Here is a 15,250-nt window from a genome sequence, read left to right on the forward strand (position 1 = left end):
TTATAGCTTACGGCTATAACTGGATATAGTTATTTCCAGTTATACGGCAGCCGACGTCGCGTGGTATCTTTTTGGTAACAATTTGCAAAGGGGTAACGAAGATGGCACACAGCAGCAGTTTGGGATATCCGCGCATCGGCGCAAACCGGGAATGGAAGAAGGCGCTGGAGGCGTTTTGGTCCGGCAAAATCAAAGAATCGGAGCTGCACGCGCAGCTGAAGGACATTCGTTTGAATCATCTGAGCAAACAGCGGGACCAAGGAATCGACCTGATCCCGGTCAATGATTTCAGCTATTATGATCACGTGCTGGACACGGCAGCCATGTTCGGGATTATTCCGGAGCGTTTCGAATACAACGGCGGGCCCGTTCCCGTATCCGTATACTTCGCGATGGCTAGAGGAAACAAAGACGCCACGGCCTGCGAAATGACCAAATGGTTCAATACGAACTACCATTACATCGTGCCGGAACTGGGCGGCATTACCCCGGTCCTTACCGAGAATAAACCGCTTCTGGCATACCGTGAAGCCAAGGACAAGCTTGGCATCGAAGGAAAACCGGTGATCGTCGGACCGCTCACTTTTCTGAAGCTGTCCAAAGGGTATACCGGATCAGAAACGGACGCCTGGCTTGACCGGCTGCTCCCGCTGTACGCGCAGATCCTGAAGGAGCTGGAGCAGGAAGGTGTAAACTGGGTGCAGGTGGATGAGCCGATCCTCGTAACGAAGCTAAGTGATGCAGACGTCAGCCGGCTGCAGAAAATTTACAAGACGCTCAAAGCTGCAGCGCCAGACGTAAAAATTATGCTGCAAACCTATTTTGAAGCTGTGGAACGCTATCAAGAAATTACAGAGCTGCCGGTCGACGGAATCGGGCTGGATCTGGTCCACGGCTGGGCGGGGAACCGGCAATCTTTCCGTGACTTCGGCTTCCCGCAGGATAAAGTGCTCGGAGCGGGTGTCGTCGATGGACGCGGCATTTGGAAAGCATCCCTGCGTGAAAAGCTCGATCTGCTGAACGAGATCGCGGAGATCGTGCCTTCTGAACGGCTTGTGATCCAGTCCTCCTGCAGTTTGCTGCACGTACCGGTCACAGTCCAGGCGGAAACCAAGCTTCAGCCAGAACTTCTGGGGGCGCTGGCATTCGCCGATGAGAAGCTGGAAGAAATCGTGCTGCTGAGCAAGGCCGTTCAATCCGGCGCGTCGGTGATTTCGGATGAGCTCGAAAAGAGTGAGGCAGCGGTAACCGCCCTCATCCGTTCCGGAGAACGCAACCGCACCGATATCCAACAAGCCGTGGCCGCTGTCAGCGCGGAGCCAGCGCAGCGCGAGGCTGCTTTTGCGAAGCGCCTTGGCGTCCAGCAGGAACGGTGGCAGCTGCCTATTCTGCCAACGACGACCATCGGCAGCTTTCCGCAGTCGGCGGAAGTACGCAAGGCACGCCAGCTGTGGCGCAAAGGCGAATGGAACGCCGAGCAGTACACGAATTTTATCCGGGAGCAAATCGACCTCTGGATTCAGCTGCAGGAGGAAATCGGTCTTGATGTGCTCGTTCACGGCGAATTTGAACGGACGGACATGGTCGAATTTTTTGGGGAAAAGCTGGCGGGGTTTGCCTTTACACAAAACGGATGGGTTCAATCCTACGGTTCCCGCTGCGTCAAGCCGCCGATTATTTTCGGGGATGTCGCTTGGGAGAAGCCGATGACGGTCAAGGAGACCGAATATGCCCAGTCCAAGACGAAGCTGCCGGTTAAAGGCATGCTCACCGGGCCCATCACCATTATGAACTGGTCGTTCGTCCGCGATGACATCAGCCGCGAGCAAATCGCCTACCAATTGGCGTATGCTTTACGGCAAGAGGTCGAGGCGCTGGAGAGTGCCGGGATTGGCATGATCCAAGTGGATGAGCCGGCCGTTCGCGAAGGGCTCCCGCTGAAGGAACAGGATCAGAAAGGCTATCTTGAATGGGCGGTGAAGGCGTTCCGGCTGACGACATGCACGGTGCAGAATTCAACGCAAATCCATACCCATATGTGCTATTGCGAATTCCATGATATGATCGATTCGATTATTGCGATGGACGCGGACGTCATCTCCATTGAAACTTCACGGAGCCACGGGGAGCTTATTCAGAGCTTTGAAGAGAATACGTACCCGCTGGGTATTGGCCTCGGTGTCTACGACATTCACAGTCCCCGAGTTCCTGACGTAGAGGAAATGACCCGGATGATCGACCGAGCTCTGCGGGTGCTGGATCCGAAGCTCTTCTGGATCAATCCAGACTGCGGACTCAAAACCCGGGGAATCGGGGAGACGGTAGCCTCGCTGCGGAACATGGTCGAAGCTACTCGCTTTGCCCGCGAGAAATACGCTTTGCAGGTGTAAATTGATATAACCCCATCGCGTTTATTTGCCAACGGCGCGACGAAGACACATATGCAGCGGTAAAAGCTGTCTATGATTCTTCCGTTTTCATCCACTTTCTAGACTTGCCCTCACTTCTCTGATCATACCGTATTTATTGATAGAGAAAGGAGGTGAGCAAGGATGCCTATTGTAACGCCATACCAGAACAGCCTGCGGTATACGTCCACGATCGGCTCGGGGACAGGAACAGGAGCTGCATTCATCGTTGCCGCCACGGCATTTACGAACGATGCGGGCACGGCGGCGACGGCTTTTCCTGGAGCGTATAAATATTACAACCTCTTTATCAATATCAACGGGATGCTCCAGACGGCAGACACGTCCTCGGTCACAACGACCGCCATCACCATTCCCGGAGGCGATGCACTGGACGGAGGAATTCCACTGGTCCTTCAGTTCGTCGTCTCCTAACGTTTAACGCGGCACAAGCGTAGTGCAATGAATCGTTCCGGATCCTTCCGGACGGTTTTTTGCATTCATCCGGCATTTCGGTTCATGATATATTAATAGAATATTGAAACTGATTCGGGGGTTGAATTATGCGGCAATTGGAGATCAGAAGACCGACGGCAGCAGATGTCGAGGGGATACATACGTTTTTTAGGCTGGTTATCACGGATACGTTTGAGAAAGAAGGCATAGCCCACCTTCACGATGATATCGAGCATGAAATCGCCTCAAAGCATGCCTACCTCAGACGGGACTTGGAAACGCATGGCCGCCTGCGCTATTTTCTTATCGCATGGATGGAAGACAGGATCGCCGGGACGATCGAGTATGGACCTTGCAGCTCCCTGATCGATGAATCCACCGGTCATGCGCTGAAAGATGTGATCGAAGTCGGGACCGTGCTGGTTCACCCCGAGCTGCATGGCCAGGGCATCGGCAGCACGCTGTGGAGTGCCATACTGCTCACTCTGCAGGCAAGAGGCATCTCGCACTTCTGCCTGGACAGCGGGTATCGGAACGCCCAGCGGATCTGGAACCGGAAATTTGGCGAGGCGGACTATGTACTGGTCAACCATTGGGGAGAGGGGCAGCATCATATGATCTGGTCCCGAAACATCGAGGATACATCCATCTCGTTTAGATTATAATATCGCTGAATCGTTGAAAGTTTCTTGGGATCGCTCTATCCAGCCGGTTTCCGGCCTGATGGGAGCGGTCTTTTTTTGGCGCGATTTAGGATGCGTAGCCGGATATTTTTTAGCTATAAGCATTTTATACCCCTTCCGGATGTCCGGAACAGGGATACAATAAGTTTACAAATCATACAGGAGGCGGTACGCATGCGGCAACGCTATATCGACACGAAACCGAAAGGATCCAATCTGATGAAACCTGTGAGGTTAGAGCGATATGAACGATACGATAAATATTGGAGTTTTGGCCCATGTTGACGCCGGCAAAACGACTTTGACGGAACAAATTCTGTATCAGGCTGGGGTGATCGAAGAGGTGGGATCGGTCGACCAAGGCAGTACGATCACCGACTCTTTGGACATGGAACGGAGAAGGGGGATCACCATCAAAGCGGCAGCCGTGTCGTTTATGCTGGGCGATCTCAAGGTGAATTTGATCGATACGCCGGGGCATGCGGACTTTATATCCGAAGTTGAACATTCCCTGGGCGTCCTGGACGGCGTGATCCTGGTCGTATCCGCGGTTGAGGGAGTGCAGGCACAGACACGGGTATTGATGCAGACACTCAAGGAGCACGGAATCCCGGTGATTTTCTTTATCAATAAAATCGATCGGCCGGGTGCGGATTTCATTCGGGTGCGGGACTTAATCCGCAAGCTGCTGGATGAACGCATATGCGAGGTGTCCGTTGCCGAACAAGAGGGAACCGAGTCTGTTCAGGTGATTCCGGCGGATCCCGGTGCTTCGGGCTGGATCGAAGTGCTGGCTTTGGGCAGCGAATCGCTGATGGAAGATTTCGCCCAAGATGAAGTCATAACCGAAGACCGGCTGGGACAGGAGCTCGGCAGACAAAGCCGGCAGGGACATGCGTTTCCGCTGTTTGCCGGATCGGCGGCGAAAGGCTTGGGGGTTCGGGAGCTGCTCTCCAGGCTGGCCGGTTATTTTCCTGTCCAACCATCTCAGGCGCTGTCCGCCCTGCCGCTGTCAGGACTGGTCTTCAAGATGATCGTCCAGCCAGGCGGGGAACGGCTCGTTTTTGTCCGGTTGTTTGGCGGACGGCTGCAAGCCCGGGCTGAAGTGACGGTCATTGCGCAGAATGGCTTGTCCGAAAAGATTAAGATCAAACAGCTGTACGGGTTAAAGGATGGCCAAAGGAATCCGGTTCAGCACGTCGATGCCGGGGATATCGCTATTTTTGCCAGCGAACAGGTGAAGGTGGGGGACGTGATCGGCTGCGTGTCGGAGAACATGAAGGTATTCCGTTTTCAGAAGCCCCCGATTCAAGTGCAGGTATCCGCGGTTCGGCCGGAAGAAGGTCACTCCCTTCATCAGGCGCTGAGCGAGCTGACCGTGGAAGACCCGTTTTTGCAGTATGTATACGATTCTCATACGCACGAGAATATCATCCATGTCTTTGGCAAAGTCCAGCAGGAAGTGCTGCTCGAAACGCTGCGGGAGAGGTATGCGATTGAGGCTGTTTTCTCGGCACCGCAGGTGATTTGTATCGAAAAACCGGTATCTTCCGGGGAGGCCGTGGAAAGCATCGGGGAGCCGGACAACCCGTTCTGGGCGACGGTCGGCTTCCGCGTCGAGCCTGGGCCTGCGGATTCCGGTCTGGTGTACCGTCTGGAGGTTGAACTGGGATCGCTTCCGCTGTCGTTTCAAAAGGCGATCCGGGAAACCGTAACGGAGGTCCTCCAGGAAGGGCTGTACGGGTGGGGCGTTACCGATATCACGGTTACCCTGACCCACAGCGGTTACAGCAGTCCCGTATCCACGGCAAAGGATTTCCGCCTGCTGACACCGCTTGTTCTGATGAAGGCGCTGGAAGGAGCGGGGACCCAAGTGTATGAACCGGTCAACGAGCTGCAGATCAGCCTTCCCGAATCCAGCATCAGCAAAGTGCTGTTTCGGATCACGGCGCTGGAGGGGACCTTTGAGGAACCGAAGTTCGATGGCGGCATTGTTTATGTCATGGGGACGATTCCGGTGCGAAACGCTGACATTTTGAAAACCGAGCTGCACGGTCTCACGGGCGGAGAAGGCGTTGTGTCGGTAAAGCCAGGCGGTTACATCGCCGCTGCATCGCCAATACCCGTCAATCAACGGAGGCAGCTGAATCCGCTCCAGCGCGGTGAATACATGCTGCATATCAATAAGGTTAAATAAAACAAACGGTACATCCACAATCCGAGGTTCCAGGCGAACGTCGGATTGTTGGCATGCACCGCAAGCCGTCATGCAAGATCTGATTCTGAACCCCGAAAATGACACATATCGTTAGATGGCATAACGTTTCATCTGCTGCAGATTATCCGAAACCATCCATTTTTTGTAGAGAGGTGAACTGGTTTGAAAGGAAAAGCATTCAAAGCGCTCATGAGCTGCCTTCTGCTGCTGGGGCTGCTGCCTTGGAGCGCATCGGCAGAGACGGCACCCGAATCCGTGATTTATGGCGGCGGTCCGTTCTATGCCGGGGGGACCGATACGATGAATACGCTAAAAGCCTCCGGGTTCACGACGGTCATGCTCTGGACCATCCATGTCAACAGCAACGGGGATCTGGTGTATAACGATCAGCCGGTGGTTTCTAACGGCAGCTATATCGGCAAAGCGTCATGGCCTGCCGAGCTGGCTTCGCTCAAGCAGGCACCCACCTCGGTGAAGCGCCTTGAGATCAGCGTCGGTTCCTGGGGCGTGAGCGATTTCCAGAACATCAAAAATCTCGTAGCGTCTCAAGGGACGGGAACAGGAAGCATTTTGTACAAAAACTTTGCCGCGCTCAAGTCGGCGCTTGGGGTCGATGCGGTGAGCTTTGACAACGAGGACTTATACGACGTTAACTCGGCGGTCGCCTTTGGAAAGATGCTGTCCGGGATGGGCTTAAAGATCACGCTGTGTCCTTATACCAACGTCAGCTATTGGCAGAGCGTCAAATCCCAACTGGGGTCTAGCGTGGACCGCGTGTACCTGCAGGTATACGACGGCGGAGCGGGGAATGATCCGGCAGCCTGGAGCAGCCAGCTCGGAATGACGGTAATGCCGGGATTGGACAGCCAAACGTCCAGCGGCGGCAACACCCCCGCCCAAGTCAACAGCCGGATGAGCGCATGGAAGTCGTCGGCGGGCATCCAGGGAGGGTTTATCTGGTATTATGACGCCATTTTGAACAATCCGGCCGGAGGTTCAGCGGAGGACTACGCGGCGGCGATCAACAGTGCGCTGAGCGAACCCGCTAACGGATCGTTGACGACGGGCGGCACGGTATCCGCCAGCGCAATGGGTAGTCCATCCGGCGAAGAGAAGGAGAAGGCGTTTGACGGGAGCAGCTCAACGAAATGGCTAATTTTCACGAATGCGGGCTGGATTCAGTATCAATTCGGCGGCGGGGCATCCCATATCGCCACTTCCTACTCGGTAACGTCAGCTAATGATTTTCCAGCCAGGGATCCGAAGAATTGGTCGCTTCAAGGATCGAATAACGGTACGAGCTGGACGACGCTGGATACCCGTACAGGCCAAACCTTTGCAAGCCGCTTCCTGACGAAAACGTATACCTTTAGCAACACGTCCGCTTATTCGTATTACCGGCTCAACGTGACGGCGAACAATGGAGGCGCGGAGCTGCAGATCGCCGAGATCGGTCTGTATCCATAATTCCCTAACCCCGCGTGAGCCGTTCAACACCGTCAGCTCACGTATAGAGGCTGGCGGTGCTATTTCGTCAATCGCGTTTGATTTTGCCGAATTCATCCGTTAACCTGTCCAGCTTACGATTTAATGCTTCCAGCTTCTTATCGTAATGGCGGTAAGTGAAATAACCTAGAACCGCTTTGCCCAGAAAAAAGACGACCGCGGCGATGACGATCAAAAAGTAATTGTGGGCGAGCTGCCTGAGCCAGCTGTTAATCGCATGCATATCCATGAGCGAGCTTCCTTTGTCCTTGTGATGAGTATACATCAGCTTTTTCCATATCGGAGCTATTATATCCGCTTATCATCGAGCGTTTAGGAAATAAGCGGCAGACAGAAGCAATAACGCAGTTTCAAAAGTGCCGCCTTTCTGTGAAATCATGACAGGACGGCCGTCAAGTTGTCGTTATATTGCATTGTTCGGATGCGCTTTCATTTCTATAATGGGGATGACATAAATTACTGCTGAGATGAAGCCGGCAAGCCGTATGGAAGTATCCTTACTGTACCGTATTTTATTGAGGAGGCTGTGTACATGAGCAAAGTTCGCGTAGGCATCATCGGCACGGGAGGCATCGCCGCTTGGCATGCCAGACAACTGCTGGAACTACCGGAGGTTCAAATTACAGCTTTGACGGACACCAGTGACAAGAATCGGAATGCTTTTGTGGAAAAATTCGAGCTTCGTGAAGCCCGCCAGTACTCGAATTACGAGGATATGCTGGCACAGGCAGAGCTGGACGCGGTGGTGATCTGTTCACCGCACACCCAGCATTTTCAGCAGGCGCAGGATGTGCTCAGCAGCGGTCGGCATGTACTGATCGAAAAGCCGATGACCTGCTCTTCGGCCGAGGCCGAGCTGCTGATTCATACCGCCGAGCAGGCGGGGAAAATTTTGCAGGTATCGTATCAGCGCCACTTTCAACCCGAGTTCCTGTACATAAGGGATGCCATTGCTAGCGGCGTCATTGGCAAAGTCACCTCGGTTACCGCTTCGCTGTATCAGGAATGGAGACAGGGGACGCCCGGTTCCTGGCGGCAAGACCCGGCGCTCTCCGGGGGCGGCTTCCTGATGGATTCCGGCAGCCACATTATCGATGTGCTGCTCTGGACCACCGGGCTGACGCCGGTAGACGTCAAACCGCAGCTGCATATGCACGGTGCGCCGGTCGAGATCGATACTTTCACCTCGATCCGGTTTGCGGAAGGCGCTGTGGCTGGTTTGAATCTGGTCGGCTATGCACCTTGCTGGCATGAAACCTTCGTGTTCTGCGGCGAGGACGGCGGTATCTTCTATGACAACGGAAAAATCACGCTGCGGCGGCTGAAGCAGGAGCCGATCGTTCCGGAACTGCCAGAGCAGACGACGAACCAGGACAAAAGTTTCATCGACGCGATCTTGGGCCGGCACGAAGTGCTGGTGCCTGGAGAATTCGCTCTGAAGGTTGTCAAGCTGTCCGAGATGATCTACCAGGCGGCAGGCTATGTCCCGCAGGCCGCGTCGATAACAGAGGAGGAAAATGTCTAATGAGCAATCCCATCGGAATGCGAATTCCACCCAAAATCGGTGCGGAAGGTATCCGGCAAACGGCTCTGTGGGCGGCGGAAGCCGGTCTTGATATTCTGGATGTCCCGCAGCTGACTCCGGAAGTAAAGCAGGCGTGCGAGGAGGCCGGCATCGGGATCGGATCGGTCGATGCCCAGCAGACGGCAAAGCTTCTCAGCCGCGACGACTCTGTAAGAGAGGCGGCTGTAACCTCAGTAAAACAGCAAATGGACGGAATATCGGAACTCGGCGGCAGCGTCATGTTTATGTGTCTCGTCCCGGAAGACCATACACTGCCACGCAGGGAGGGCTTCGCTATCTGGAAGGATACGTTTCCAGAACTGGTCCGCCATGCTGAGGAGAAAGGTGTTTATATGGCGATCGAGGGCTGGCCCGGCCCGGCGCCGTATTATCCGACGCTGGGATGTACGCCGGAAATGTGGAGAGCGATGTTCGAAGCGATCCCTTCGCGGCATTTCGGGCTCAACTATGATCCTTCCCACCTGGTCCGGCTGGGCATTGATTATCTCCGCGCTTTGAGCGAATTCGGGGACCGGGTCGTTCACTGCCACGGTAAGGATACGGAAATTTTGCACGATGAGCTGTACGAGTGCGGAGTCATCCCCGCAACCTTTGGGGAGAAATATGGTTTCTCCGAAGGCTCATGGCGTTACACGATCCCGGGACATGGCGAAGTGGAATGGAGCAAGGTTGCCGTAAGGCTTGACCGGCTTGGCTACCAGGGAGCGGTAAGCATCGAGCTCGAGGATCACCGGTTTTGGGGATCAATCGAGGCGGAGCGGCAGGGGATCGTGAAAGCTGCCGAGCATCTGGCTCTGTATTTTAAATAATTCTGATTAGCATATGTCGGTCTATTTTGAATGAAAAGCACCCAGGGTGTTTTAATCTCCCGCATCATCCCGTCATCTCGGGAGTGCTCCCTGCAGGAGACGAATGGCCGGATGCCGAGCTGCGGGGGCTGCTGAAGCTGGCCGACCGGGCGCTGTATGAGGCCAAGCGGGCCGGCCGAGACACGGTGAGGATTGCTGCGGAAACGTCCCTAGAATAGTACATAAAGGAAGCCAGCCCCTTGGGGGGCTGGCTTCCTTTTGCGTGTATGTATTGTATATTTGAATATTTTCAATGTCGCATTAGTCTTCTCTTCCGGCCGCCGTCCTCGTCATGGACGCGTGTGACTGCCGGTATTCTCTGGGCGTCATGCCGGTAATCTTCTTGAAGAGCCCGTTGAAAAACGCGATGTCCGCATACCCTACGGCCGCAGAGATATCGTGTATCCGGCGGGGAGTCGACCGGAGCAGGCGGCAAGCCTCCTGAATCCGGATTCGCTGTAAATACTTGATGGGAGTGAGTCCGGTATGTTTAACGAACAGCCTTTGAAACTGCCGCTCCCCAATCCCAAGCTCACCGGCCAGCTCCTCTACGGTAAACGGACGGCTGTAATGGCCATGAAGCATGGACAGCACATGGTCCATACCTACAGTGGGCGGCGATGCCCCTTCCACTGTGGCTTCATGAATCCGGATGATGCAGATCATCAGCTGAAGCATGCCTGCGTACAGGGCGGTTTCCCTCCCGGTACGCTCTACCGAATACTCGCGGTACAGCCGTTCAAACCAGCCTTTGGCTTCGCCGTCACGGTCGCGGTAGTGCATAATTTCATGAAAAGCCAGCAGCCTTCTCAGCTCATCGCCTCCGGGTACCAACCCCAAAATTTTGGTAGCGTTCTCCATGGAGGTCAGGCAGTTATACACGATCAGCTGTCGGTCCTTAGCGGTTGACCCCGGCCGGAAGACATGCGAAGCGCCGATTGGAATGACAAACAGGTCCCCCGCAGATACGGGCATGACCTCATCGCCTGTATGGTGGTACCCGGTTCCTTCACTGACATAACTCATTTCCAGAAAATCATGGTGATGTTCGGTTAACTCATAGGACTCGGCATTGCGGTTTACGAAAATCGAGAAGTCATCCCAATTGTTGAAATACTCTCTGCCGCTCAGCAGCCTTACCGTACGCTTAGGCATGATTTTTAACCTCGCTATGTCGGAATTACCGGGTAAAATGTCGCTTTTACCTAAATTACCCGGGGTGTTAATCATTTTATGATAAATAGGAGGATAGAACAAGATCTGGACATGGAACTCTTGGAAATGACGCACGACAAGTTTTTATGGAAGCAGCGGAAGGGCTGGTGCCGGAACCTGCTCCTGAAATGACAGTGCGGATCGAAAGCGTTTCCATGGGGAGGACGAACTTGGTTCAGAAAGGGGATGGAGGTATGGATGCTCATATCGCGGTCGATATCGGGGCATCAAGCGGGCGCCTCGTTCTCGGAAGGCTGCAGGATTCCAAGCTGGTGCTGGAGGAAATCCACCGATTCGACAACGGCTTCCGTGAGCAGGACGGCTCCCTGTATTGGGATATCGAGCATTTGTTGGAGCAAATCGTCGCAGGGCTGCAGGCAGCCAAGAAGGCTGGGGTCGATTCCTGTACGTTAGGGATCGATACCTGGGCGGTGGATTATGCACTGGTCGACAAGGAAGGCAAGAGGCTTATGGAGGTTTACGCCTACCGTGACTGGCGGACGGATTCGGCCCCTGCGGAGCTGGAGAAGCTTATTTCCCGCGAAACCCTCTATGAGAAGACAGGCATCCAGCAGCTGACGTTCAACACAATCTACCAGCTGTTTGCACATGACCGGGACGAACGGACACGGGCGGACCAAGTTCTGCTCGTACCGGATTATTTGTATTACCGCCTGTCTGGGAAGCGGATCAACGAAGTGACCAATGCGTCCACCACACAGCTGCTTAACTTGCAGAGCCGGGATTATGATGCAGAGCTGTTATCCTTACTCGGGATGCGTCGAGAACAGTTTGCCGCGTTGACCGAGCCGGGAACCCCCCTTGGAGGGCTGGACCCGGCACTTCAGCAGCAGTACGATTTGCCGTTATGCAGCCTTGTCGTCACGGCAACCCATGATACCGCTTCCGCGGTGCTTGGTGTACCCGCCCGTGAGGGGAGTTCCTGGGCCTACTTGAGCAGCGGTACATGGTCCCTTCTGGGCGTGGAGCGGGATCAGCCATTGAACACGAAGGAAACGATGACAGCGAACTACACCAACGAATGGGGCGCTTATGGAACCTATCGTTTTTTGAAAAATATTACGGGTCTCTGGTTAATCCAGGAGGTCCGCCGGCAGAACGGAGACCGGTACAGCTTTGCTGAGCTGGTTCAAATGGCGGAGCAGTGCGGGCCTTACCGCAGCCTGATTGATTGCAACGACGACCGGTTCCTTAATCCGCCGGACATGGCGGAAGAGATCCGCAGCTTTTGCAGCGGGACCGGGCAGCAGGTCCCGGAGTCGATTGCCCAGGTGGCGCGCTGCATTTTCGACAGCTTGGCTTTAAGCTACGGCACGTATTTGGATGAATTGGAAGCGCTGACCGGAGAACCCATCGAGGTCCTGCACATCGTGGGCGGCGGAGCGAAAAACGCACTGCTCTGCCAGCTGACGGCCGACGCCACCGGCCGGAAGGTTTGCGCAGGCCCCGTCGAATCCACGGCGCTCGGCAACTTGATGGTCCAAATGATCCATGCCGGAGTGTTCACGGATATTCACGAAGCCAGAAGAGCCGTTGCCGAATCTTTTGAAGTGACCCTCTATAAACCGGAACCCGTCGCGGTTGATGTTAAGGAACGCTGGAATAGGATCGTGAAGAAATGATCATTTACCAAATCCAATTCTCGGGAGGCAAGTAACATGGATCAACAAATTCGGAAGAGCTATGAGGATGCCAAAACGCTGTATGCCCAGCACGGAATCGATGTCGACCAGGCGCTGGAAAAGCTGGCGCAGATTAAAATTTCGCTCCACTGCTGGCAGGGGGACGATGTGCGGGGTTTCCTGTTCAGAGACGCTGAGCTTAGCGGGGGAATTGCGGTAACCGGAAGTTATCCGGGACGGGCGGCCACGCCGGGTCAGCTGAGAGACGATCTGGACAAAGCCTTGTCCTTGATCCCCGGCAAGCATAAAGTGAATCTCCATGCGATTTATGCTGACACCGAAGAGAAGGTGGACCTTGACGAGCTCGAGCCCCGCCATTTTCAGCGTTGGGTGGATTGGGCCAAGGATCAGGGACTCGGTCTGGATTTCAATCCTACGTATTTCTCCCATCCGAAAGCGGCCGACGGTTTTACGCTCAGCCATGCGGATGAGGAAATCCGCCAGTTCTGGATCCGTCACGGCAAGGCATCCCGCAAGATTGCCGAGCATTTCGGCCGCGAGCTGGGTCAGCCCTGCGTGACCAACGTCTGGGTACCTGACGGGTACAAGGATACGCCGGTCGACCGCCTGTCGCCGCGCCAGCGGCTGCGCGATTCGCTTGACGAGATTTTCGGCGAAGAGATCGATCCGTCGTATAACATCGATGCGGTGGAGAGCAAATTGTTTGGTCTGGGCTCCGAGAGCTACGTTGTGGGTTCGCACGAATTTTATATGGGATACGCGCTGTCACGGGGCAAAGCGGTTTGCCTCGATGCCGGGCATTTCCATCCGACAGAAGTCATCAGCAACAAGCTGACGTCCATCCTGATGTTCAGTGAACATTTGCTGCTGCATGTCAGCCGTCCCGTTCGCTGGGACAGCGACCACGTCGTGACGATGGATGACGAGCTGCTCGAAATCGCCCGTGAGCTGGTCCGGGGTGAGTTGCTCCCGAGAACGAGCATCGGCCTGGATTTCTTTGACGGCAGTATCAATCATATTGCCGCTTGGGTCATCGGCACCCGAAATACGATCAAAGCGCTCCTCCGGGCCATGCTGGAACCGGTGGATGAGCTGAAGCGGGTGGAGCTTGCAGGCGATTTTACTTCACGGCTGGCTTTGACCGAGGAGTTCAAATCCTACCCCTTTGGGGCTGTGTGGGATTACTACTGCGCTTCGCAGGGGGTGCCTGTGCGCGAGCAGTGGCTGCATGAAGTGAAACGCTATGAGGAGCAAGTTTTATCCGCCAGAAACAGCTTAGTTCAGAACACTTAATTTATGGCAGAGTCAGGGTAGTGCAATGAATAACAATCTCATAGAAGCGACGCCGTGTCCGGCGTCGTTTTTTTACGTCGACATTAACCATGATTCTATGATCTGTTTCCAGTGAAAAAAAAGAGATGATTTTGTTCTATGGGATGCATCAATTTGTGTATTACACCCGGCTCGTACCTCGTGCTACGATAACCGTGCGCATGAGCGTCCTATTAATTTGAAAGCGCTTCACATTGTGGACAGGATAGAGTCTCATGCTTCAGGCATATGAAGGGGTTACTTTACCCAAAGGAGGTCGATAATATATGAAAAAAGGAAGACCGTGGAAAATTGGAGCCGCGGCGTTGATGCTGGCTTCGCTCCTGCCATCCGGGATGGGCAGCGCTGAAGCGGCACTGACCGAGGTGCCGTACGCCATGGATTCAAGCAATCAAGCGGGTTGGTGGACGCCGCTCGAGACGTATGGAACGGGTTTGGAGTATGCCTACATGGCATATAACGCACCCGGAAGCGACGAGTCCAAGCACAAAGTATATATCGCCCGGCGTGACGGGAACGGATCATGGTCCAACATTCCGGTAATGAACGGCAGCGCGGTTGCGGAATACAGTGATGATTTGGGGCACAACCAGCCCTCGATCGCGCGGGACGGAAGCGGCAGGTTCCACGTGTTCGCTTCGATGCACCACGAAGCATGGCACTATTTCCGGTCCGATACGGTAGGGGGAGCGCCGCAAAACCATTCCGCCGATATGCCGACGCCTTCTACCTTTAAAGGCACCTATCCCGTCTTGACCACGGCACCGAACGGAGACGTATACCTGTTGATCCGGTCCGGCTGTGTATAACGCGTCCGAAACCAAAGCGGCCATCGATATTACATGGGCTGGCTCCGTGCCACGGGTGTACTACGCCAAAAGCAGCGGTACGGACCGCGCATTTATGGCCGTACCGTCGGGCGGCGGCTGGAGTCAAACGTCCATTGCGCCAGGCAAGCCAATCGAGCGGCTTAGTGTAGAGCGCAATGATAACGGTGTCGACATTTTGTATCTTGTGGACGTCACGAACCGCAAGCTGTATTACGGAAGAAATTGATTAACAAATCACGGGACCCCCTCCATTTTCCCGTGCTGACCGTTTAAAGAAGAGATGTTAACAGGAGGCGAGGAACGCTTCTGCTGGGGACTCGAAGTCATCTTGCAGGGAATCCGTCATGCTTCGTTGAGGAGCTGCTGGCAAATAGCTTCAAGGGGAGAGTAAAGTATATCAAGGGTTTATCCGAAGGACCGCATATGGGATGCGGTTCTTTTTCTTTAGACGGGGAGGTGCAGCAGGTTGTCAATAGAACGATTTGATGCTTTTAACGGGCTTGTA

Annotated in this window: 14 protein-coding genes; 12 read left to right on the forward strand and 2 right to left on the reverse strand. The window is 54.5% G+C overall.

Going from position 1 to position 15,250, the window contains the following annotated elements:
- The first annotated feature begins 101 nt into the window (after nt 1-101).
- The 5 genes from metE to FHS19_RS06155 all read left to right on the forward strand — a co-directional run bounded on the left by metE (nt 102) and on the right by FHS19_RS06155 (nt 7,232).
- Nucleotides 102-2,390 carry a 5-methyltetrahydropteroyltriglutamate--homocysteine S-methyltransferase gene (gene metE / locus FHS19_RS06135; protein ID WP_183580045.1) on the forward strand — a complete coding sequence of 763 codons (2,289 nt, stop codon included), beginning with the start codon at nt 102-104 and terminating at the stop codon, nt 2,388-2,390.
- Nucleotides 2,391-2,552: 162 nt separating this feature from the next.
- Entirely contained in the window at nt 2,553-2,843 is a 291-nt protein-coding gene (locus FHS19_RS06140) for a DUF4183 domain-containing protein (RefSeq protein WP_183580048.1), read from the forward strand.
- A gap of 128 nt (nt 2,844-2,971) precedes the next feature.
- Complete coding sequence (locus FHS19_RS06145; protein ID WP_183580051.1) at nt 2,972-3,529, forward strand: GNAT family N-acetyltransferase; 558 nt, start codon at nt 2,972-2,974, stop codon at nt 3,527-3,529.
- Nucleotides 3,530-3,791: 262 nt separating this feature from the next.
- On the forward strand, nt 3,792-5,744 hold the full coding sequence (locus tag FHS19_RS06150; RefSeq protein WP_183580054.1) for an elongation factor G: 1,953 nt from the start codon (nt 3,792-3,794) through the stop codon (nt 5,742-5,744).
- A 183-nt stretch (nt 5,745-5,927) separates the two neighbouring features.
- Nucleotides 5,928-7,232, forward strand: coding sequence for a discoidin domain-containing protein (locus FHS19_RS06155; protein WP_246426433.1), 1,305 nt, complete (start codon nt 5,928-5,930; stop codon nt 7,230-7,232).
- Nucleotides 7,233-7,299: 67 nt separating this feature from the next.
- Here FHS19_RS06155 and FHS19_RS06160 read toward each other — a convergent pair whose 3' ends face one another.
- Nucleotides 7,300-7,500: a hypothetical protein gene (locus FHS19_RS06160; RefSeq protein ID WP_246426434.1), complete on the reverse strand. Its 201-nt coding sequence runs from the start codon at nt 7,498-7,500 to the stop codon at nt 7,300-7,302.
- A gap of 303 nt (nt 7,501-7,803) precedes the next feature.
- On the opposite strand from FHS19_RS06160, the gene FHS19_RS06165 reads away from it, so the two are divergent.
- The 3 genes from FHS19_RS06165 to FHS19_RS06175 are packed head-to-tail and all read left to right on the forward strand — an operon-like array spanning nt 7,804 to nt 9,883.
- Nucleotides 7,804-8,796, forward strand: coding sequence for a Gfo/Idh/MocA family protein (locus FHS19_RS06165; protein WP_183580057.1), 993 nt, complete (start codon nt 7,804-7,806; stop codon nt 8,794-8,796).
- A complete protein-coding gene (locus FHS19_RS06170; RefSeq protein WP_116230725.1) occupies nt 8,796-9,665 on the forward strand; it encodes a sugar phosphate isomerase/epimerase family protein in 870 nt (289 codons plus the stop codon). Before FHS19_RS06165 ends, FHS19_RS06170 begins: the two co-directional genes overlap by 1 nt.
- Before the next feature lie 26 nt (nt 9,666-9,691).
- Nucleotides 9,692-9,883, forward strand: coding sequence for a hypothetical protein (locus FHS19_RS06175; RefSeq protein ID WP_183580090.1), 192 nt, complete (start codon nt 9,692-9,694; stop codon nt 9,881-9,883).
- An 82-nt stretch (nt 9,884-9,965) separates the two neighbouring features.
- Here the strand turns inward: FHS19_RS06175 and FHS19_RS06180 are convergent, their stop codons facing one another.
- Nucleotides 9,966-10,859 carry an AraC family transcriptional regulator gene (locus FHS19_RS06180; protein WP_183580093.1) on the reverse strand — a complete coding sequence of 298 codons (894 nt, stop codon included), beginning with the start codon at nt 10,857-10,859 and terminating at the stop codon, nt 9,966-9,968.
- A gap of 254 nt (nt 10,860-11,113) precedes the next feature.
- Between FHS19_RS06180 and rhaB the strand changes: the two genes are divergently transcribed.
- The 4 genes from rhaB to FHS19_RS34555 all read left to right on the forward strand — a co-directional run bounded on the left by rhaB (nt 11,114) and on the right by FHS19_RS34555 (nt 14,971).
- Nucleotides 11,114-12,562 carry a rhamnulokinase gene (gene rhaB / locus FHS19_RS06185; protein WP_183581476.1) on the forward strand — a complete coding sequence of 483 codons (1,449 nt, stop codon included), beginning with the start codon at nt 11,114-11,116 and terminating at the stop codon, nt 12,560-12,562.
- Between the two features lie 36 nt (nt 12,563-12,598).
- On the forward strand, nt 12,599-13,876 hold the full coding sequence (gene rhaA, locus FHS19_RS06190; RefSeq protein ID WP_183580096.1) for an L-rhamnose isomerase: 1,278 nt from the start codon (nt 12,599-12,601) through the stop codon (nt 13,874-13,876).
- Nucleotides 13,877-14,181: 305 nt separating this feature from the next.
- Nucleotides 14,182-14,724 (forward strand): BNR-4 repeat-containing protein, encoded by a 543-nt coding sequence (locus FHS19_RS06195; protein ID WP_204797505.1) that lies wholly within the window; start codon nt 14,182-14,184, stop codon nt 14,722-14,724.
- Nucleotides 14,725-14,770: 46 nt separating this feature from the next.
- The gene (locus tag FHS19_RS34555; RefSeq protein WP_221223834.1) at nt 14,771-14,971 is read left to right on the forward strand and encodes a hypothetical protein; all 201 of its coding nucleotides are present in this window, start codon (nt 14,771-14,773) and stop codon (nt 14,969-14,971) included.
- Nucleotides 14,972-15,250: the final 279 nt, after the last annotated feature.

It is taken from the genome of Paenibacillus rhizosphaerae, assembly GCF_014192015.1.
Taxonomy (GTDB): domain Bacteria; phylum Bacillota; class Bacilli; order Paenibacillales; family Paenibacillaceae; genus Paenibacillus_AQ; species Paenibacillus_AQ rhizosphaerae.